The organism is Thiocapsa marina 5811, assembly GCF_000223985.1.
In the GTDB taxonomy this organism is placed as follows: domain Bacteria; phylum Pseudomonadota; class Gammaproteobacteria; order Chromatiales; family Chromatiaceae; genus Thiocapsa; species Thiocapsa marina.
The window spans coordinates 107,016-127,159 of record NZ_AFWV01000015.1 but is presented as its reverse complement, the minus strand read 5'-3'; the positions used below and the strand labels follow the sequence as shown (position 1 = coordinate 127,159).

Genomic DNA, 20,144 nt, shown 5'->3' with positions numbered 1-20,144 from the left:
CTCATCCCCAGCACGCGCGCCACGTAGGCGATCCCGCCGAAACCGATCTTCAGCGCCTCGATCGCCGCGTAGCGGCGGCGATGGTCCTGTCCAAGGTGCGCGAGAACATCCGCATCGTCTCCTCGTGCGCTGCGCCGTAGCCCGGAAATTCGTTCATGCGGCAACCACTCCCGTTCGGATCATCGGGAGCGATGCTCGCAGCACGTCGATTCTTTTTCAAGTCGCTAACGCACTTTTCATACAAGATGGCTGAGGTAAAATGCCTTACTTGTTAGTGAATCGTTACTAAGCGGTACGGCAGCTCCCCCCGGCCGGGGTAGGATCACCTGCACTGGATCGCGCAACGCGGGGTGGGGGGGGATCGTCGGTGCGTTGGCGCGATAGCACGGCTCGGTCGAGGTAGTCCCAAGACTCAGCGCGGGTCGAAGGTGGCGACCGGGGCAGGGGTCCAGGGTTGGGGCAATCTAGCTTCTCGACGGTCAGCCATCCACTCCTGCCAGTCGAGCTTCTCCGCCTCCGCTGGAATGGCGCTCAGCAAAGCGTTGGAGGCAAGCCGTAACAGCAACCGAAACCTGATCCCAGGCCCTAACGCAAGAAAGGCTTAGGCCATTTCTGACCTAAGCCCATCTTTTAATTGGCTCCCTGGGACGGGCTCGAACCGCCGACCTAGTGATTAACAGTCACCCGCTCTACCGACTGAGCTACCAGGGATCTATGGGAGCCCGCAATGTTAGCCGGGTGCCCGATTAGAGTCAACTTCGACGAGAGGCCGCTTTCAGGCAACCGCAGCGGCGATCCGCTCCAATGCCTGCTCCAGATTCGCGCGGCTGGTGGCGATCGAGATGCGCGCGTAGCCGTTGAGGCCGAAGGCGGAGCCGGGCACGAGGGCCACGCCGGCCTTCTCGATCAGGTACTCCGCGAAGTCCAGGTCGTTGGCGATCCCGGGGAGCTTGTCGATCGCCCCTTGGACCTTCGGGAAGACGTAGAAGGTGCCGTCGGTGGGCAGGCATTCGATGCCGGGGATCTGGTTGAGACGCTCGACGACGAAGTCGTGGCGCTCGTGGAACGCCTTGAGCATGACGCCGATGCACTCCTGGGGGCCCTCCAGGGCCGCTTGGGCGGCGACCTGCGAGATGGATGTCGGGTTGGAGGTGCTCTGTCCCTGCACCTTCTTCATGGCCTTGATGATCTCGGCCGGGCCGCCGGCATAGCCGATGCGCCAACCGGTCATGGAGTAGGCCTTGGAGACGCCGTTGAGGACCAGGGTCCGCGGGTAGAGCTCCGGGCAGGCGTTGACGATGTTGACGAAGGGCTCGGGGCTCCAGCGGATGTGCTCGTACATGTCGTCGGTGGCGATGAGGGTGCGCGGAAACTCGCGCAGGACCTCGCCGAGCGCTTCGAGCTCTTCGCGGTTGTAGCCCATGCCGGTGGGGTTCGAGGGGCTGTTGATGACGACCAGACGGGTCTTGTCGGTGAGTGCGCCCTTGAGCTGTCCGGGGGTGATCTTGAAGCGCTGATCGGCTCCGGCGTGCACGAGCACGGGCGCGCCGCCGGCGAGCAGGACCATGTCCGGATACGAGACCCAGTAGGGCGCCGGGATCACCACCTCGTCGCCCGGATCCAGGAGCGCTTGGGCCAGATTGAAGAAGCTTTGCTTGCCGCCGCAGGAGACCAGGATCTGGTCGTGGGCATAGTCCAGCCCGTTCTCGCGCTTGAACTTGTCGATGACGGCCTGCTTGAGCTCGGTGGTGCCGTCCACCGCGGTGTATTTGGTGAAGCCGGCGCGGATCGCGGCGATGGCCGCTTCCTTGATGTGATCGGGCGTGTCGAAGTCCGGCTCGCCGGCGCCGAGGCCGATAACGTCCTTGCCCGCGGCGCGCAGGGCCTTGGCGCGGGCCGTGATGGCCAGGGTGGCGGAGGGTTTGACGGCCTGGACGCGCGCGGCAAGCTTGATGGTCATCGGGTGTCTTCTCTGGGCTCTTGTGGTGAGGGTCGTCGTTGTCGTGACTGGACATGCGGTGTCTCGCTCCCAATCATAACGAAACCGCAAACACCCGGCACGCACTCCGATGTCCGAACGTCCTTTTCAACTGGTTTCGCCGTTCGCCCCCGCAGGCGACCAGCCCGAGGCGATCCGTCGCCTGGTTGAGGGCCTGAACGACGGCGAGTCGGCCATGACCCTGCTCGGCGTGACGGGCTCGGGCAAGACCTTCACCATCGCGAACGTCATCGACCGGGTGCAGCGCCCGGCGTTGGTCTTGGCGCCGAACAAGACGCTCGCCGCCCAGCTCTACGGCGAGATGAAGGAATTCTTCCCGCACAATGCGGTGGAATATTTCGTCTCCTATTACGACTACTACCAGCCCGAGGCCTACGTCCCCTCGACCGATACCTATATCGAGAAGGACTCCTCGATCAACGAGCACATCGAGCAGATGCGTCTTTCGGCCACCAAAGCGCTGCTGGAGCGGCCCGATGTCATCATCGTGGCGAGCGTCTCCTCCATCTACGGCTTGGGTGACCCGGACGCCTATCTGAAGATGGTGCTGCATCTGAACCGCGGCGATCTGATCGATCAACGCGCCCTGCTGCGCCGGCTCGCCGATCTGCAATACCGGCGCAACGAGATCGAGCTCTCGCGCGGCACCTACCGGGTGCGCGGGGACGTGATCGACATCTACCCGGCCGAGTCCGACGACGAGGCGCTGCGGGTCGAGCTGTTCGACGAGGAGATCGAGTCGCTCTCGCTCTTCGACCCGCTGACCGGGGAGCAGCTGCGCAAGGTTCCGCGCTACACGGTCTTCCCGAAGACACACTACGCCACGCCGCGCGAGACCATCCTGAACGCGGTCGAGCAGATCAAGGTGGAGCTGAAGGACCGACTGATCTGGCTGCGGGACAACGATAAGCTGGTCGAGGCGCAACGCCTGGAGCAACGCACCCTGTTCGATCTGGAGATGATGCTGGAGGTCGGCTACTGCTCCGGGGTCGAGAACTACAGCCGCTATCTCTCCGGACGCGGACCCGGCGAGCCGCCGCCGACCCTGTATGACTATCTGCCGGCGGATGCCATCGTGGTCATCGACGAGAGTCATGTCACCGTTCCTCAGCTCGGCGGCATGTACAAGGGCGACCGCTCGCGCAAGGAGAACCTCGTCGACTACGGCTTCCGGTTGCCCTCGGCGCTCGACAATCGCCCGCTGCGCTTCGAGGAGTTCCAGGCCCGCCAGCCGCAGACCATCTATGTTTCGGCCACCCCGCGCGACTACGAGATTCAGCACTCGGGCGCCGTCGTCGAACAGGTGGTGCGCCCGACCGGCCTGGTCGACCCGGAGGTCGAGGTCCGCCCCGCCCTGACACAGGTCGACGATCTGCTCTCGGAGATCGGGCTGCGGGTCGCCTCCGGCGAGCGCGTGCTGGTCACCACCCTGACCAAGCGGATGGCCGAAGATCTGACCGAGTATCTCAACGAGCACGGCGTCAAGGTCCGCTATCTGCATTCGGACATCGACACGGTCGAGCGTGTCGAGATCATTCGGGATCTGCGCCTGGGCGAGTTCGACGTCCTGGTCGGGATCAATCTGCTGCGCGAAGGGCTCGACATGCCGGAGGTCTCGCTGGTCGCCATCCTGGACGCCGACAAGGAGGGGTTCCTGCGCTCGGAGGGCTCCTTGATCCAGACCATCGGGCGTGCCGCACGCAACGCCAACGGCAAGGCGATCCTCTATGCCGATCGCATCACCGGCTCCATGGAACGAGCGATCGGCGAGACCGAGCGGCGCCGCGCCAAGCAGATCCTGCACAACACCACCGAGGGCATCACGCCTCAGACCATCCGCAAGGCGGTCGCCGACATCATGGAGGGCGCCATCCCGGGCGCGCCCATGAAGGCCCGCAACTACGCCAAGGTCGCCGAGGAGATCATCGAATACGCCGGCCTGACACCCCAGCAGATGGCCAAAAAGATCAAGACGCTGGAAAAGACCATGTACCAGCACGCGAAGAATCTCGAGTTCGAGCAGGCCGCCGCCGTCCGGGACAAGATCAAGGAGTTGCAGGGGCGCGGGCTTGCAGCTTGACGTTTCGGGTTGAAATCGAGGCACCGGGCGCTCGGCCCGGCCCCGTCATTTTATCGGGAGATACCGATGCCAAAAACCGACCTTTACGACGCCGACATCGTCGCCTGGGCCGAACAACAGGCGCACTGGCTGAGGGCCGGCGCATTGGACCGGCTCGACCTCGAGCATCTCGCAGAGGAGATCGAAGACGTGGGCAAAAGTGAACAGCGCGAGCTGGCCAGTCGCCTGTCGCTCCTGCTTGCGCACCTGCTCAAGTGGCAATTCCAGCCGGAGCGTCGCGGCAGCAGTTGGCAGCGCACGATCCGCGAGCAGCGCCGAGCCATCAAGGCCAGACTCGACCGAACCCCCAGCCTCAAAGCGATGCTGCGCGACGCGACTTGGCTGGACGAGATCTGGGCCGACGCGGTTGCCGACGCCGTCGGGGAAACGGGACTCTCGGCGTTCCCGGAGAACTGTCCGTGGCGCCTGACCGACGTGCTCGAGGTGGATTGGCTACCCCCCGAGTGAGACTGCTCGCACCGGAACGCCGCAGCCCCATCATCGGGAATCAGCTCAGGACCCCTCTGGCGCCCTGCCCCGGCCGACCGACCGCAGGGCAGACCGAAGGACTCGGCGCGTCTGTCACAGGTTGCTTGGGCTTACGTCGAGGCCGGGCCACGCGGGAGCGACGCCGCGGGCGTTGCGGCTGAACACGCGTGCGCCGCGGCCGCGCATCGGCCTCGTCGGGAACGTGCTCGAAGATCATGCAGACAAGGCTCAGGATCACAAAAATCCCGGAAAGGAACAGCAGGATGACGAAGAGATCGGAAAGGGTGTTCATCGTCGGCTCCGCGGGGTTTGCACTGGACGGAACCACAGCATGCCGCGAGGGGTGGCTCAAAACGTGAGCCCGCGGACCCGGATCCTCGACCGTTCGTCGGCCGAGCACCGTCGGTCTATCGTGCAGTAGAGCGGATGGGTCTTTTTCAGGGATGACGAGGACGGGTGCTAGACTTGCCGCGAGCGCAGAGCGCAACGAGCCCGAAGACCCCATGCAAGACAGCCAAGACAAGACCCGACCGGCGACCTCCGAGCGATTGGCGGTTGTCCTGCGCCGCGCGACGGCCGAGACACACCAGGCGGTCGAGCGCTTGCCCCTGATGACCCGACTCACGTCGCCGACCGTCACCCGCAACGACTATCTCGATTATCTGCATGCCTTGGCCGATGTCTATGCGGCCCTGGAGGACAGCCTGCTCGACGCCCTGGACGAGGAGATCCGCAACGACCTGGGGGTTCGACGCAAGCTCCCGGCGATCCTCGAGGATCTCGCCGAGCAGGGCCAGCCGCACGAACCGCGCTCCTCGGCGCAGCCCCCCCCGAGCGGTGCAGCTGCCGCGCTGGGCGGTCTCTATGTCCTGGAGGGAGCAACCCTCGGCGGTCGGGTGATCGCAAAACACCTGCGCCGCTGTCTCGGCCCGACGCTGGGCTCGGCGACCTTCCTCGACTTCCACGGCGAGCACTCCTCGGCGGCCTGGAAACGCTTCGCGAGCATCCTCGACAGCCTGCCGGCGCACGGTCGCATGGATCCGGCCGAGGTGGTCTCGGGCGCCCGCGAGAGCTTCGCGGCGGTTCATCGGATGCTCGAAGGCACCGGCGCACGGGGCGCGCCCGACCGGGCCGATCCGGATCACGTCGGTCCGCGATGCCCGGGGCGGAGACACTTGGCGGAAACGGCCCCACCCATCCCCGAAGAGTAATGAAGGGCGAAAAACAAGGGCCGGAGACGGCCGGGGCGGATGACGGGGTCGAGGGTGGATCCCGGGCGACGCCGCGCGAGCCGACGCAGCAACCCCGTGTCTTGCGCATCGAGCCCATCGGCCATGACCGACACCCGCTCGAGCGCGTGGGCCGGTTCCTGCTCAAGGGGCTCGGCCATCTGGTACTGCTCTCGGTGGTGCTGGTCTTGACGTTGCGCTGGCTCGACCCGCCGGCATCCGCCTTCATGCTTCGGCACGCCTACAATCTCTGGCGGCTCGATCAGTCGCCGCCCTATTATCATCAGACCTGGGTGCCCTGGGATCGGATCTCGCTACCGACGCGGCTGGCGGCCATCGCCGGCGAAGACCAGCGCTTTCCGAGCCACCCGGGGTTCGACCTGATCGAGATCCGCCTGGCTTGGGCCGACTACAAAAAGGGCGGACGCCTGCGCGGGGCCAGCACCATCACCCAGCAGGCGGCAAAGAACCTCTTCCTCTGGCCGGGCTCGGATTGGCCGCGCAAGCTCCTCGAGGCTTGGTTCACACTGCTGATGGAGATCCTGTGGCCGAAGGAACGCATCCTCGAGGTCTATTTGAACATTGTACAGTTCAGCCCCAACACCTACGGCATCGGCGCGGCGAGCCTACGCTATTTCGATCGACCGGCGAGAGAGCTGACCATGCGCGAGGCGTCGCTCCTGATCGGCGTGCTGCCCGCGCCGGGACATTACCGTTTGGACAAACCATCGGAACGGTTGGAGCGACGCGCGGCCTGGATCAGCGATCAGGCGAGCCGACTCGGCGGAACCCGGTACCTGGACCGGCTTTAAACCGCGTCTCACCGAGATCGAGGACATCTCCGAAGCCAAACACAACACGAAAATGACGCATGTCGCTCTTGACGCGGTTTAGGCGATTTCCGGCTAGAGTGCGCGTCGGCGCATGACGGCATCCGCGAGCTCATGCAGCATCGGAACCGTATCGTCCCAGCCGATACAGGCGTCGGTGACGCTTTGACCGAAGACCATCCCGTCGCTCGAGCCCAGGTCCTGCCGCCCCCCGACCAGGTGGCTCTCGATCATGACACCCATGATGCCGCGATCCCCGCGGGCGATTTGGCCGGCCACGTCCTGGCAGACCCGGATCTGCTTTTCCGGGCGCTTGCGGCTGTTGGCGTGGCTGAAGTCGATCATGATCTTGGGGGTCAGACCGGACTCGATGATCTGCTCCGCGGCGATGCTCACGCTCTCGGTATCGTAGTTCGGCCGTTGGCCGCCGCGCAGGATGATGTGGGTGTCGACGTTGCCGGTGGTGCTGAAGATCGCGGATTGGCCTTCCTTTGTGACCGACATGAAGACATGCGGACGCGCCGCGGCATGGATGGCGTCGATGGCGACCTTCACGTCCCCGTTGGTCGCGTTCTTGAAGCCGACGGGACAGGACAGGCCGGAGGCCAGCTCGCGATGGCCCTGGCTCTCGGTCGTGCGCGCACCGATCGCACCCCAACTGACCAGGTCGGCGATGTATTGCGGGCTGATGAGATCGAGGAACTCGGTCCCGGCCGGGATCTGCATGCCGTTGAGGTCCAGCAGGAGCTTGCGGGCGATGCCGAGCCCCTGATTGATCTCGAAGCTGCCGTCCAGATTCGGATCATTGATCAGACCCTTCCAGCCGACCGTGGTCCGCGGCTTCTCGAAATAGACACGCATGACGATCAGCAGGCGATCGCTCAATTCGTCGCGAAGGATCTTGAGACGCTCGGCGTACTCGAGCGCGGCGCGGGGATCATGAACCGAGCAGGGACCCGCGACGACCAGCAGACGATCGTCCCGACCGTGGAGGATCTGCTGAATGGCGTGGCGCGTGGAATAGACGGTCTCCGCTGCCGCCTCCGAGATCGGGAATTCCTCGTGCAACGCGCTCGGGGAGCGGACTTCTTTGATTTCGCGGATGCGCAGATCGTCGGTCTTTTGCATGGTCTGGGATTACAACGGCGTCGAAAGCCGTTAAGTATAGCCCAATCGATCCGGTCTCCTCGTCTCGATGCTCATAGCCTTCGCGCGTTAACCCACTCGATGCTCGGACCCAGACGCCCGTGGCGGACCCGCACCAGCCCGGCGTAGTCGATCCGGATGCGGTACCAGCGGCGCGCATCGGCACCGAGCAGATGCCCGACCAGCGCCCGCATCACCCCGGCGTGGCAGACGATGAGCAGCCGGCGACCCGGATAGGCGGCCAGATGACGCGCGTAGGCATCCGAGACGCGCTCGAGCAGACCTTCGAGCGGCTCGGCACCGGCCGGGCGCTCCGCGACGGGGTCGCGATAGAAGGCGGCAAAGCGTTCGGGCTCCTCCTCGGCAACCGCGCTGCGGGCACGTCCTTCCCAGGCGCCCATGCCGACCTCGATCAGGCTCGGATCGACAACCAGCGGCAATCCGTGTCGACCGGCGAGATCCCCGGCGAAGACACGGCAGCGCGACATCGGCGAGCTGATGACCTGATCCCAGGGCGCCGCCGCGCCGAGCGCATCGCTCATCTGCGACCAGCCCACCGGGCTCAGCGGATCGTCGGTCCCGTTGCCGCGATAGCGCGCACCGCCGAGGGGCTCGCCGTGACGGATCAGATCGACCAGGATCTCGGACATGGGCAGACTCGCTCGGTGGATCGCGTCGGTTGTGCCCGACGCGAAAGGTTCGACCGACCGCCCGCGGATACCGGCCGCTGTATCGACGGTGCAACGCGCGGGATGCGGCCCGCCGGTTCGGCCGCCGGCCGACGTAGCGGTCGGAGAGGCAAGGCGCTAGAGTGTAGCGGATTTCAACCGAGACAGACCTTATGAAGAGCAAGATCTACGAAGGCATCGACAAGCAGGAAGGCGGCGCCATGACCCCGACCGCCAACATCATCCGAGACGCCTGGGTCTTCGGTATCCTCCCGGAGGATCAGACCTGCGAGGGCTGGACCGTTCAAGGCATCGAGGATCTCTACGACAAGGTCACGGAGGCATGGCACCCCTACGGCCATCTCGTCTCCAGGCTCCCCCCCGAGCTGCGCGAACGGCATGAGCGGATCTATTCGGCAGCAATCGAAAAGGCACGCGCAGCCGGCTGGGATCCCGAGCTCGGCGACAGCGACTGAGCAGATGCCGCTCCGCGGGGCGGGCGATCGACATCCGGATCGGCGGGGCATTCCGACATGGCCGACTATCTGACGCGCGAGACCTTCTTTCGACCCGACGAGGCGGTCGCGCATGAGCAGACGCGGATCCCGGCAACGCTCTACAACGGGCTGCAGCTGCTTCTGCGACGCAGCACCGGGAGCGCCGTCTTCATCCCGATACGTTCCATGCAGTATCAGGCCGTCGTCGATCGCGAGGAGGTGGTCTTCGTCGACAGCCACGGCGGTTATGCCTACCAGGACGGCGAGGGCGGTCGCCTGATCCGGATCGCCTGGCGACCGGCGGTCGGACGGGAGTCCATTTCGAACCCCGTCGATTGCGAGATCGTCTATTATTTTAGGGATCTACGGGAGACGCAGACGCGGCTGATCGGAGAAATCCAAGCGGTCATCAAGCAGATGCTCGAGCGCCGGCGAAACACGGACGGACCGACACAGACCCCGCGGGTGTTGACTCTAAAACGCCCCGCTTAGAGCCGGTGCGCGGCCGAGACCGGGGATAGGCCGCAACCGGAGAGAGCACGACAACAACAAGACGTCCCTCGGTCTGGACGACACAGCGGACCCTGCGCCCGTCCCTGAGGCGAGCGCGACCCTTCGGCGCCCGGATACCGCGGCGCCGACTGGACGACGGAGGACCCGATGACAAGGCTTTTGGCTTGGCACGACGAATGGTCTCTCAATATCGATGTCCTGGATGCCGAGCATCGAGGGCTGATCGAGCATCTCGCAGACATCTGCCACCGTTTCGGTCCCGAGGCATCGCCGCGACGCTCCGGCGACGCCTACGCCCTGATCGACGCCCTGAGCGATCTCGGCGAGGCCGTGCGGGAGCACTTCAAACGTGAAGAGGAACTGATGCAGACGGTCGGCTACGAGGACATCGCCGAGCACCGTACCGAGCATGCGCTCTTGATGGCCGAGTACACCGATCAGCTCCGCCGCTGGCGCGCGGAGGGCATCGACGTCTTCGACGAGGAGGCGCAGGACAACGCGCGCGACTGGATCCTGGACCACATCCTGGGCGCGGATCGCGATTTCGCGAAGGCATTTCACGAGATCGAAGACCACTTACCCGCTCCGGACCACCCCCATGACGTCGAGGAGCGGTCCCGCCTCAACGCGGCCCGAAGATATCCTTGAGCAATTGCACCGTGGTCTGACGCCCGAGCTCGCCGATCGCCGTCGTCAAGGGGATCTCCTTGGGGCAGACCCGGACGCAATTCTGCGCATTGCCGCAATCGCTCAAGCCGCCCTCGGCCATGATGGCGTGCAGACGTTCGGTCTTATCGTAACGCCCGGTCGGATGGGCGTTCATCAGCCGCGCCTGAGCCAGCGGCGCCGGGCCGAGAAAGGCCGAGTGTGCCCCGAACTGCGGACAGGCGGCCATGCAGCAGCCACACGACATGCAGCGGCTGTAGAGATAGTTCGCCGCCCACTCGCTCGGTCCGATGCGCGGGGCGCCTTCGTGCGTATCCCAAACGCCGTCGATCTTGATCCACGCCTTGACCTGCTTAAGGCCCTGGTCGATCCGAGTGCGATCGACCAGCAGATCGCGCACGACCGGAAACTTCGGCAACGGCTCCAGCCGGATCGGCTGATCCAACTCGGCAACGAGTGCCGAGCAGGAGGGCCGCGGGACGCCGTTGATCAACATGGCACAGGCGCCGCACACCTCCTCCATGCAGTTGTGCTCCCAGACGACCGGATCGACCCGCTGGCCCGAGATCGTGACCGGGTTCTCGCGCAACGCCATCAGCAGCGAGACGATGTTGTGGTCCGCACGCCCCGAAATCACAAACTCCTGCCAATAGGGCGTGCTGTCGGGACGGTCCTGGCGGCGGATGCGCAGATGGATCGACTGCTCGGTCATCGGTAGTCCCTCGGCTCGGTCGGCGGATAGACGCTCAGATCCACCTCCTGGTAGCTCAGTCGAGGTCCGTCATCGGTATGCTCGGCGATGGTCGTCTTGAGCCACTGCGCGTTGTTTGCATGCCAGCGATCGCGGTACGCCTCGAATTCGGGGTCGCCCGCAAACCTCCCCTCCGGGATCGGGATATGGAAGGCCGGCTTGTAATGGGCACCGCGACACTCGTCGCGTGCCAGCGCGCCCTTGGTCACCACGGCGGCCAACTCGATCATGTCGCCGAGCTGGCGCGCGAAGGCCAGACTCTGATTCGACCAGGTGCTCGACTCCCCGAGGCGGGCGTTGCGCAGGCGCTCGCGCAGCACCGCAAGCTCGCCGAGGGCGGATTCAAGCTCCGGGTTCGAGCGCACCACGCCAACCTTGGCCGTCATCAGTGCACCCAGCTCCTTCTGAATCCGATAAGGCGTATCCGACCCCTCGGCCCGCATGAGATCGGCGTTGATCGCCTGCTGGCGCGCGATCTCGGCCTGCGGGATCGCCGGGGCCAGCGCTCTGCGATCCGAGCCGAGCCCCTTGAGATAGCTCACCACCGATTCTCCGGCAACGCGTCCCGAGTAGCTCGCCGAGAGGAGCGAGTTGGCACCGAGTCGGTTGGCCCCGTGATAGGCGTAGTCGCACTCCCCGCAGGCATAGAGTCCGGGGATGTTGGTGGCGTGATTGCGTGGGCTGTCGGGTTGAATGCCGCCGTCGGCCGAGCGCTCGAAATCGACCCAAAGGCCGCCCATCCCGTAATGGGCCGCCGGAAAGATCTCCATCGGCTCGGTCATCGGGTCGACACCGGCGAACTTGCGATAGATCTCCAGGATGGCGCCCAGACGCGCGCCGATGAATGCCGCATCCAGGTGCGTGAGATCCAGATAGACCCGGTCGCCGCCGTCACCGCCGATGCCCAGCCCCATCTGTCGCGTCACGGTCCAGATGGCGCGCGCCGCCTCGTCTCGGGCGACCGTGTTGCCGTAGGCGGGGAAGAACTCCTCGAGGAAATAGAAGCGCTCGGCCTCCGGGATGGTCTTGGGCGGACGCCGGTCGCCGGGCGTCTTCGGCACCCAGATGCGCCCGCCCTCCCCGCGCGCCGCCTCGCTCATCAGCCGGTTCTTGTCGTGCCCCATCATGGCCGTGGGATGGAACTGGAAGAACTCCGCGTTGGCCATCCAGGCGCCCTGTCGGTAGCAGCGGCTCGCCGCGGCGCCGGTCGAGTTGGTCGAGGTCGTGCTCTTGGGCGCATAGAGCTGGCCCATGCCGCCGCTCGCCACGACGACCGCGTCGGCCGCGAAGGCACGCACCTCCAGGCTTTTCAGATCCATCGCCACGATGCCGCGACAGATGCCGTCGGCATCCAGCAGCAGAGACAGAAACTCCCACCACTCGTGCTTGACGACCTTGCCTTCGGACTCGAATCGCCTGACCTGCTGGTCGACGCCATAGAGGAGCTGCTGCCCCGTGCTGGCGCCGGCGAAGCAGGTCCGCTTGTTCTTCACGCCGCCGAAGAGACGCTGATCGAGCAGACCCTCGGGCGTGCGCGAGAAGGTCACGCCCATGCGCTCGAAGGTGCGGATCAGACCCGGTGCATCCTCGCACATGGCCTTCACCGGCGGCTGATTCGCCAGATACTCGCCGCCCTTGATGGTGTCGATGATGTGTTGGCCGATCGAGTCGTGCTGCCCCTTGGTGTCGAGCACGGCATTGATGCCGCCCTGCGCACAAACCGAGTGACTGCGCTTGACCTCGAACAGGGAGAAGAGCGTGACCGGAAAACCCGCATCCGCGATCCGCAGCGTCGCCCAGAGCCCGCCCAGGCCGCCCCCGATCACGATGACGTTCGGCTTGCTCATGACAGGAACCCCATCAGGCCATGGATGCCCATCGCCGCCAACAAGACCCCGATCAGGACGCAGACCCAACCGAACAGCGTTTGGGCGCGGACCGAGGTCGTGACCCCCCAAACGATCGCCATCGAGGCAAGCCCATTGGCCAGATGAAAGACCGAGAGCAGCAGACCGACCAGATAGAGTCCGAGCATCCAGGGCTGGCTCAACATCGCCTGCATATGGCCGAACAGATCATCGCCCACGCTCGGATCCCAGGTCCCCGCAATCCGCGTCATCCCCACATGCTGCAGCAGAAAGAGCAGGATGCCGATGCCGGAGATTCGCTGCATCCAGTAGAGCCGATTGCGCGCGTAGCTGTACCGAGCGAGCTCCGCACGCATCTGGGCCGTGATCACGAGCCCGTAGCCGGCATGGAAGAGCAGCGGCAGCGCGATCACGAAGATCTCCATCAAGGGCAGATAATTCATGCCCTTGAGCGCCGCAACGACATGCTCGTTGTAATGCTCCGCACCGAAGCGCGACTGAGAGTTCTCCCAAAGGTGGAAGATCAGAAAGGCGCCGACCGGAAGCAGACCAAGCAGGGAGTGCAGACGACGCAGGAGAAAATGCGGATTCTCGATGGATGCGGACATGAGCGATCGGACAGCAGGGATCAGGGGACAGCTTAACCGGATCGGGTCGTCGAAGATCTGATCGGGCTCAGTCCGGCGTGATGTTGGTCCGTAGGACAGACTGATGCGGCCGACCGCTAGGTGTGAGACGTCGGCTTCCGGCCGCCCTCCATGCTCGACGCGACGGATCGCCTTCGACTGCCGCTGGAGGCTGGCAGCCGGAGGCTGGCGGCTGGCGGCTCCCCGGGCAGCTCGCCTTCAACCATGATCGGCTTGATCGCATGCAGGATGTTGGCGAAGAGATGGCTGTGATCGGCCTCTTCGCGGGCCAGCAGGGCCTTCATATGCTCGCGACGGGTGGGCATGGAAAAGCAGGCCGGGCATGAGTCCAGGACGACCGGGAGGCCGGCACGCTCGGCATAGTCCGCGGTCTGGCGCTCGCGGCAATAGACCAGCGGGCGGATGATGCGCACGTCGCCTTCGTTGTTGAGATAGTGGGCCTTCATGGTCCGCAGTTGGCCGCCGTGGAAGAGCGACATCAGCAGGCTCTCGGCCAGATCGTCGAGATGCTGGGCCAGGGCAAGCACGCCGTAGCCCTGCTCGCGGCAGATGCGGTACATGATGCCGCGCTTCATGCGCGAGCAGTAGGCGCAGAAGGAGTCGCCGTCCATGTGCTCCTTGGCCTGATCCATCAGCGGCTGCTGCTCGTAGAACCAAGTCACGCCCAGGTCTTCGTAGTAACCCTTGAGGTGCTCCGGATCGAATCCAGGCACCTGCGGATCGACGGTCAGTACCGCCAGCTCGAAGCGCACCGGGGCATAGGTCTGCAGGTGCTTGAGGATGTGCAGAAGCGAGAGCGAATCCTTGCCGCCCGAGACGCCGAGCAGGATCCGATCACCCTCGCCGATCATACGGAAATCCGCGATGGCGCGGCCGACGAGCCGCAGCAGGGACTTCGGTGGTTTGGGTTGATTGCGCTCGGAGTGTCTCATACGTGGGTCGTCTTCGCGGCCCGTGCGGCTTGACGTGGCAAAACCGGGGCCTTGGCGCGGCGCGTCGAGAGAAAGGGGAACCGATGGACCTCGACCTGCCAATCGGTTTCGCCGGCGGTCAGGAGCAGACAGGAGGGCCCGCCGTAGGTCCGGGTCCGACCGGCCGCACCCGGATTCAAGACCCAGGGCACCGTCTCCATGTCCAGAACAAGCCGATGGCTGTGCCCGTAGACGATCGCCCGTGCCGTCGGGAAGCGGGCGCGCAGCCGCGCATGGCGGTCGCGCGCAGGACCCCGATGGCCGTGGATCACGACCAGGCGCCCGCCCGGCAGCGCGAGCTCAAGCCATTCCGGGAGCTGACGCAAGAGGTCATGATCCCGCTCCGGCCATTGGCGCGAGACATCGTTGTTGCCGAACACGGCGAAGACGCGTCCGAGGCCGGGCTGCATCCGGGCGAGGATATCGGCATTGCCGATGTCCCCGCCGTGGATCGCCAGATCGCAGGTCGTGACCAGGTGCTCGATGCGCGCATCGAGATCGCCGTGCGTGTCGGAGAGGATCGCAAGTCTCAGGCTGCGGCCGGGAACCCGAGCAACTAACCCCGCAGCACCGGAACCCATCGCCCTAATCCATCGTCAGCGCAAGCTTGCCGGTCACATGCCCTGTCTCGAGACGCTTGTGCGCCTCCTGAACCTGCGCGAGCGGGAAGGTTTCGGAAACATGGATGCGCAGGTCACCTCGGTCGATCAGCTTGGCGCAGCGACGCAGGATCTCGCCCTGATGGGTGCGTGCCCGCGGCAGATCCCGAAGCATCGGGGTCAGCATCAGCTCGAGGCTGATCCGCAAATTGCGTACCCGTGCTTCCTTCAGATCCAGATCCGGCCCCGGATCCAGGATGGTCACCAGGTCACCGTAGTGGGCCATCGCCGGGACGGTCTTGCGGAAGACCTCGGGGCCGACGGTATCCAGCGCGATATCCACGCCCTGCCCTTCGCTCCACGCCATCACGGATTCGACAAGGTCCTCTTCCTTGTAGTTGATGCAGTACTCGGCGCCGAGGGCATGGGCGAAGTCGGCCTTCTCCGGGCTGCTCACGGTCGTGCAGACACGCGCGCCCGCGGCCTTTGCGAGCTGAATGGCGACATGCCCGACCCCGCCTGCACCGGCGTGGATCAAAACGCGCTGTCCCTCGACGAGACGCGCCCGATCGTGCAGTGCCTCCCAGGCGGTCAGCAGCACCAAGGGCGCCGCGGCGGCCTCGACGAAGCCGATCTCGCGCGGCTTGGCCTGCGCCAGATGATTGTCGAGCAGGATATACTCGGCATAGTTCCCGACCGGACCGCCGATCCCGCCCCAGCAGAACCAGACCTCGTCGCCCGGCTTGAAGCGCGTGACCGCTTCGCCCGCGGCCTCGACCACGCCGGCCCCGTCGCAGCCCAAGACCGCCGGCAACCCGTTCGGCACCAACGTGCCGTTGCTGCGGATCTTGGTATCCACCGGATTCACACCGGCGGCCTTGAGCCTGACCAGGATGTCGTCCGGCCCGCCGATCTCGGGACGAGGCCGATCGACCAGTTGCAGGACGGCGGGCCCGCCGGTCTCGCGCATCTCGATTGCCTTCATGGACGTTTCACCTCGTGTCTTAAACCGCGCCCAGCGCGGTATGCGATGTTTTTGGATGGGATCGGCTCCGCCAGACTTGACGACCGTTAGACCCGGCGCGGTTTAAGATTTTAAAAAATATAGACTTTTAAACCGCATCCTCCGCCAAGGGCCGTGGATGCACCAAACGACGCGCTCACTCGGAAGTCAGCATCGCGCTCCGGACGCGGCTTAAGTCTTCCGAATCCACTACCGACGGGAACGCTCGGGGGGCATGCTAGCCCCATCGACTGGTTCGACACAATCCGAGAACCCTGCCGAGAACCCGACCCGGAGCCGAGCAGAACCCTGCCTCGATCCCCAGCAACCACATCGGAGTATCCCGCATGTCCAGCACGGCCAAGACCAAGCACCCGAAACCGCCTTTGATCGTGCGCAACGCCCGCGTCAAAGACATCCCGCACATCCGCAGCCTGGTATCGCGTGTCTATCGGGCCAGCGGAATGGGGACCTATTCGCGAGCCATGCTTCTGGGTCAGATCCACAACTTCCCCGAGGGACAGTTCGTCGCCGAATACGAACGCACCATCGTCGGCTACTGCGCCACCTTCCTCATCAACGGCGATGTCGCGCTCAAGCCGCACACCTGGAACGAGATCACCGGGGGCGGATACGCCTCGCGTCACGATCCGAACGGGGACTATCTCTACGGTATGGAGGTCTGCGTGGACCCGGACTATCGCGGTTTGCGGCTTGGCCAGCGCCTCTACGACGAGCGCAAGAAGCTGGCTCGCTCATGGGACGTCAAGGGCATCGTGTTCGGCGGTCGCATCCCCTCGCTCGCCAAGCGCCTGCGTCGATACGGGACTCCCGATGCCTATCTCGAAGAGGTCAAAGCGAACCGACTGCGCGACCCGGTCTTGACCTTCCAGATGCGCAACGGCTTCGAGGTCTTGGGACTGCTGCCGCGCTACCTGCCGGAGGATAAAGAGTCAGAGGGATACGCGGTTCATCTGGTCTGGCGCAATCCCAACGCACCGGACGAGAAGGAAGAGCAGCGCGCCAAGAGCTACGGCGGCCGGTTGCCCGACACCGTGCGGGTCGCGACCGTGCAATATATGCAGCGACGGGTCGGCTCGTTCGAGGAGTTCACCGATCTGGTGCGCTACTTCGTCGACGTCACCGCCGACTATCGGGCGGACTTCGTCGTCTTCCCCGAGCTCTTTACCCTGCAGCTGCTCTCGATGGAGGATCAGGAACTCTCGCCCGCCGAGTCGATCGAGGCCCTGACCAAGTACACCGACCCGCTCAAAGAGGCGTTGCGCGACATGGCGGTGCGCTACAACATCAACATCATCGGCGGCTCGCACCCCACGCGGATGCCCAACGGTCGGGTCGAGAACGTCTGCTACGTCTGTCTGCGCAGCGGCGAGGTGCACGAGCAGCCCAAGGTCCACCCGACCCCGAACGAGGTCTATTGGTGGAACATCGAGGGTGGCCACTCCCTGAACGCGATCGACACCGACTGCGGCCCCATCGGTGTCCTGATCTGCTACGACGCCGAGTTCCCGGAGCTCGGCCGTCATCTGGTGGATCAGGGCGCCAACATCGTCTTTGTACCCTTCTGCACCGACGAGCGTCAGTCGTATCTGCGGGTGCGCTACTGCGCCCAGGCCCGCGCGATCGAGAACCAGTGCTATGTCGTCATGTCCGGCAACGTCGGCAACCTGCCGAAGGTCCACAACATGGACATCCAGTATGCCCAAAGCTGCATCCTCACTCCCTGTGACTTCCCCTTCGCACGCGACGGTGTCGCAGCCGATACCACGCCGAACGTCGAGACCGTCGCCTTCGCGGATCTGCGTCTCGAGGCACTGCGGGCCGCGCGCAACTCGGGGACGGTCCAGAACCTGAAGGACCGCCGGCACGATCTCTATACGACCGTTTGGCGGGAGCGTTGAGAGGCCGATGGCATGCATGGTGACCGGCACTCGATAGGGACCGCTCGATTGGTCTGTCCCTGCGCGCGCCGGGGCTCACAATAGATACGGACATTATCCTGGCAGGCGACGCGTATCTCGCCATCGCCACCGAGGCGATCGCGGTGCGGGTTGCTCGCGCCGAAAGGGCGTGCCTGTCCGGCGGCTGGACGACGTTCCTATCGCGCGGGCGGGCGCCGACTCAGCTCGATAGCGGCATCCTGGCCGTGCCGCAACAGCAGCGAGGGAATCGCCGCCTGTCGGTTACACAGCCGATCCGATGGATCCCACAGCGCCAGAGACTTGAAATGCTGGCCCGACTGCTGCACATTTCACAGCTGTAAGGGTCAGGCACCGAAATGTGCTCGCGTGCCTAATCGGCCTCTTTTAACGCTGCAAGACCCTAAAAACCTTCCGTCTTCAAGAAGACGACGACACAACCGGTCAGTTTTGCAGCCGAGTCATCCATCGCGCAGCCGACCGGAATCGAGACAATGCTCGAGCGTGCCACAACCCCGGAACCGCGATTGATCACGCCAGCCTTTGGACCCCGCCTCGAGTCTCCGTGCGCGGATCGAGAAAATACCGATTTATTCGGTGGAGAGCGCTGCTTCACATCGCGGAAGCTCGGGTGGTTTGCAACGGCGGTTTTTGGCTTTGCGTTTGCCGGAGACTGCTCCAGCGCGGATGTGCGAATCACATGGAACCCCGTAGAGGACCCTAGAGCGTCGAGATACCAGGTCCATTTCGGGCAAACGAGCCGGGTATACGTAGGCTCGGTGGATACAATCCATACGACCGCCGTCATCAGTGGACTCACACCCGGACAGCTGCACTATCTCGCTGTTCGCGCATGCACGCGAGACGGCCTTGTATGCAGTGAATTCTCGAATGAAGTGATTGCCGCCATCGGGCTAGACGGGGAGGTGACGCCGGTAGAGCCCTGTTGGGCGTGCTTGCCGAGCCACGGGGGCTGGCGTGCGATTTTGAAATGAGAGCGGTGTGCGTCGGCACTGTTTTGCTTCCCGCTCATCGAACCACACTCACGAACGCGAACAGCATTCACCGGATACCACCTCGATACCCGAAACGTGACTCGACGAAATCTTGCCCTCTTTCTTGTTGCCGCAGCGACTGCTGTTCTCGTAATGACGCCGGACGAGCAGGTGCGACCGACCTCGCCGGGGATCGACCGTCAGCCGATGGCGTCGGCTGGCGACGCCGCTGCGCACGCCGAGGCGACGACGCCGGATCGCGCTGCCGCGGTCATACCCGCCCCACTGGCGGCAGAAGCGGCATTCCGCGCGGGTGCACAGGGCGTAGAGACTTTTCGAATCGAAGTGCTAGCACAACCGCAGCGCAGTCACGACATCAGTGATCCGATCCCGGCCGAAGAGACAGGCCGAGCCACCGGGCCCGACGTTGTGCAGATCGGGGATCCCCTCGACGCCGATGCGCCCGTCGCCGAGTATTACTATGCTTCGGAACCAGTGCCGATCCAGATCGGCTGGACCCTAGACGCGAACGAAACGGATGTTTGGTATCTTCCCCGGACATCCGCCGAGGTCATCGAGATCGGCGCCCAGCTCGACGCCGATTCTCCATGTCCGAACCGAAACCAGGAACGGGAGCCCGTGGACGTCGGGCCACAAATCGAGACCGAAGGACTCGGAACCTTGCATTGAGGAGTTGGACATGCGGGTTTCAGCGCGAACCCCGATTGCTATCGTCACCCTATAGTTTTATCTGGGTATGCGGCCAGACGCTCAGCATCATCAGCTCTTCAATGACGTAAAACGCGGAAAAATGCCGGGGGCACCGATGAATTTTGTTTCGATCACCAAGAAAGCGGTCGTCGCTGCGTTCCTGCTTTCCATTTTAACCACCAATGTGGTTATCGCGGCGGAGGCCATGATTTCGGCCCAGGTCAATCGGGTTTTGACCACGGCCGACAACACTTACGGCGGCTGCATGGCCGCCCTCAGTGCCGATCCCCAGGACGTCTTGCCGGCATGCCTCGCCGACTGGGTGAGCTTCAGCTGCAGCGGTCACTTCACGGATGCGGTCAGAGGGTTTCGGATGTTGGACCAGGCACAGCTCGCCCTCGCCACGAACAAGAGCGTCTTGGTCATCATTGACGACAGTCGCCGCCACAATGGCTATTGCTTCGCCTCCCGTATCGATGTCGTCCGATGAAATGTGTCGGATG

20 protein-coding genes and 1 tRNA gene are annotated in these 20,144 nt (G+C 64.5%); 10 read left to right on the top strand and 11 right to left on the bottom strand.

All coding sequences use genetic code 11. From position 1 onward, the window contains the following. Nucleotides 1-635: 635 nt before the first annotated feature. Nucleotides 636-711 (bottom strand) — tRNA-Asn (locus THIMADRAFT_RS20285). Between the two features lie 64 nt (nucleotides 712-775). Next, nucleotides 776-1,960: a pyridoxal phosphate-dependent aminotransferase gene (locus tag THIMADRAFT_RS20280; RefSeq protein WP_007194976.1), complete on the bottom strand. Its 1,185-nt coding sequence runs from the start codon at nucleotides 1,958-1,960 to the stop codon at nucleotides 776-778. Between the two features lie 109 nt (nucleotides 1,961-2,069). Here THIMADRAFT_RS20280 and uvrB point away from each other — a divergent pair, with 109 nt between their 5' ends. Further along, entirely contained in the window at nucleotides 2,070-4,079 is a 2,010-nt protein-coding gene (uvrB, locus tag THIMADRAFT_RS20275) for an excinuclease ABC subunit UvrB (protein ID WP_007194975.1), read from the top strand. A 66-nt stretch (nucleotides 4,080-4,145) separates the two neighbouring features. Further along, complete coding sequence (locus tag THIMADRAFT_RS20270) at nucleotides 4,146-4,586, top strand: DUF29 domain-containing protein (protein WP_007194974.1); 441 nt, start codon at nucleotides 4,146-4,148, stop codon at nucleotides 4,584-4,586. 40 nt (nucleotides 4,587-4,626) lie between these two features. Here the strand turns inward: THIMADRAFT_RS20270 and THIMADRAFT_RS20265 are convergent, their stop codons facing one another. Next, nucleotides 4,627-4,899 (bottom strand): hypothetical protein, encoded by a 273-nt coding sequence (locus THIMADRAFT_RS20265; protein WP_007194973.1) that lies wholly within the window; start codon nucleotides 4,897-4,899, stop codon nucleotides 4,627-4,629. A 211-nt stretch (nucleotides 4,900-5,110) separates the two neighbouring features. On the opposite strand from THIMADRAFT_RS20265, the gene THIMADRAFT_RS24990 reads away from it, so the two are divergent. Both THIMADRAFT_RS24990 and mtgA read left to right on the top strand, forming a co-directional pair. Next, complete coding sequence (locus THIMADRAFT_RS24990) at nucleotides 5,111-5,818, top strand: biliverdin-producing heme oxygenase (RefSeq protein ID WP_007194972.1); 708 nt, start codon at nucleotides 5,111-5,113, stop codon at nucleotides 5,816-5,818. After that, nucleotides 5,818-6,648 (top strand): monofunctional biosynthetic peptidoglycan transglycosylase, encoded by an 831-nt coding sequence (mtgA, locus tag THIMADRAFT_RS20255; RefSeq protein ID WP_007194971.1) that lies wholly within the window; start codon nucleotides 5,818-5,820, stop codon nucleotides 6,646-6,648. Before THIMADRAFT_RS24990 ends, mtgA begins: the two co-directional genes overlap by 1 nt. A gap of 93 nt (nucleotides 6,649-6,741) precedes the next feature. On the opposite strand, the gene aroG is transcribed toward mtgA, so the two are convergent. After that, nucleotides 6,742-7,794 (bottom strand): 3-deoxy-7-phosphoheptulonate synthase AroG, encoded by a 1,053-nt coding sequence (aroG, locus tag THIMADRAFT_RS20250; protein ID WP_007194970.1) that lies wholly within the window; start codon nucleotides 7,792-7,794, stop codon nucleotides 6,742-6,744. 71 nt (nucleotides 7,795-7,865) lie between these two features. Then, nucleotides 7,866-8,462, bottom strand: coding sequence for a histidine phosphatase family protein (locus THIMADRAFT_RS20245; protein ID WP_007194969.1), 597 nt, complete (start codon nucleotides 8,460-8,462; stop codon nucleotides 7,866-7,868). A gap of 191 nt (nucleotides 8,463-8,653) precedes the next feature. Here THIMADRAFT_RS20245 and THIMADRAFT_RS20240 point away from each other — a divergent pair, with 191 nt between their 5' ends. The 3 genes from THIMADRAFT_RS20240 to THIMADRAFT_RS20230 all read left to right on the top strand — a co-directional run bounded on the left by THIMADRAFT_RS20240 (nucleotide 8,654) and on the right by THIMADRAFT_RS20230 (nucleotide 10,138). Beyond that, nucleotides 8,654-8,956: a hypothetical protein gene (locus THIMADRAFT_RS20240; RefSeq protein ID WP_007194968.1), complete on the top strand. Its 303-nt coding sequence runs from the start codon at nucleotides 8,654-8,656 to the stop codon at nucleotides 8,954-8,956. A 57-nt stretch (nucleotides 8,957-9,013) separates the two neighbouring features. Next, nucleotides 9,014-9,469, top strand: coding sequence for a hypothetical protein (locus THIMADRAFT_RS20235; protein ID WP_007194967.1), 456 nt, complete (start codon nucleotides 9,014-9,016; stop codon nucleotides 9,467-9,469). Nucleotides 9,470-9,637: 168 nt separating this feature from the next. Further along, the gene (locus THIMADRAFT_RS20230) at nucleotides 9,638-10,138 is read left to right on the top strand and encodes a bacteriohemerythrin (protein WP_007194966.1); all 501 of its coding nucleotides are present in this window, start codon (nucleotides 9,638-9,640) and stop codon (nucleotides 10,136-10,138) included. On the opposite strand, the gene sdhB is transcribed toward THIMADRAFT_RS20230, so the two are convergent. The 6 genes from sdhB to THIMADRAFT_RS20200 all read right to left on the bottom strand — a co-directional run bounded on the left by sdhB (nucleotide 10,113) and on the right by THIMADRAFT_RS20200 (nucleotide 15,977). Continuing rightward, a complete protein-coding gene (gene sdhB, locus THIMADRAFT_RS20225; RefSeq protein ID WP_007194965.1) occupies nucleotides 10,113-10,868 on the bottom strand; it encodes a succinate dehydrogenase iron-sulfur subunit in 756 nt (251 codons plus the stop codon). The genes THIMADRAFT_RS20230 and sdhB overlap by 26 nt on opposite strands. Further along, entirely contained in the window at nucleotides 10,865-12,754 is a 1,890-nt protein-coding gene (gene sdhA, locus THIMADRAFT_RS20220; RefSeq protein ID WP_007194964.1) for a succinate dehydrogenase (quinone) flavoprotein subunit, read from the bottom strand. Before sdhA ends, sdhB begins: the two co-directional genes overlap by 4 nt. Continuing rightward, nucleotides 12,751-13,383 carry a succinate dehydrogenase gene (locus THIMADRAFT_RS20215; RefSeq protein ID WP_007194963.1) on the bottom strand — a complete coding sequence of 211 codons (633 nt, stop codon included), beginning with the start codon at nucleotides 13,381-13,383 and terminating at the stop codon, nucleotides 12,751-12,753. Before THIMADRAFT_RS20215 ends, sdhA begins: the two co-directional genes overlap by 4 nt. Nucleotides 13,384-13,499: 116 nt before the next feature. Next, entirely contained in the window at nucleotides 13,500-14,354 is an 855-nt protein-coding gene (locus THIMADRAFT_RS20210) for a tRNA 2-thiocytidine biosynthesis TtcA family protein (RefSeq protein WP_007194962.1), read from the bottom strand. Continuing rightward, on the bottom strand, nucleotides 14,351-14,974 hold the full coding sequence (locus tag THIMADRAFT_RS20205; RefSeq protein ID WP_007194961.1) for a metallophosphoesterase family protein: 624 nt from the start codon (nucleotides 14,972-14,974) through the stop codon (nucleotides 14,351-14,353). The genes THIMADRAFT_RS20210 and THIMADRAFT_RS20205 overlap by 4 nt, the downstream gene beginning before the upstream one ends. Before the next feature lie 4 nt (nucleotides 14,975-14,978). Further along, a complete protein-coding gene (locus tag THIMADRAFT_RS20200; protein WP_007194960.1) occupies nucleotides 14,979-15,977 on the bottom strand; it encodes a zinc-dependent alcohol dehydrogenase family protein in 999 nt (332 codons plus the stop codon). A 365-nt stretch (nucleotides 15,978-16,342) separates the two neighbouring features. Between THIMADRAFT_RS20200 and THIMADRAFT_RS20195 the strand changes: the two genes are divergently transcribed. The 3 genes from THIMADRAFT_RS20195 (at nucleotide 16,343) to THIMADRAFT_RS20185 (ending at nucleotide 20,131) form a co-directional block, all read left to right on the top strand. Continuing rightward, a complete protein-coding gene (locus THIMADRAFT_RS20195) occupies nucleotides 16,343-17,917 on the top strand; it encodes a bifunctional GNAT family N-acetyltransferase/carbon-nitrogen hydrolase family protein (protein ID WP_007194959.1) in 1,575 nt (524 codons plus the stop codon). A gap of 1,109 nt (nucleotides 17,918-19,026) precedes the next feature. Further along, complete coding sequence (locus THIMADRAFT_RS20190; protein ID WP_139052923.1) at nucleotides 19,027-19,620, top strand: hypothetical protein; 594 nt, start codon at nucleotides 19,027-19,029, stop codon at nucleotides 19,618-19,620. A gap of 67 nt (nucleotides 19,621-19,687) precedes the next feature. Continuing rightward, complete coding sequence (locus THIMADRAFT_RS20185; RefSeq protein ID WP_139052922.1) at nucleotides 19,688-20,131, top strand: hypothetical protein; 444 nt, start codon at nucleotides 19,688-19,690, stop codon at nucleotides 20,129-20,131. Nucleotides 20,132-20,144: the final 13 nt, after the last annotated feature.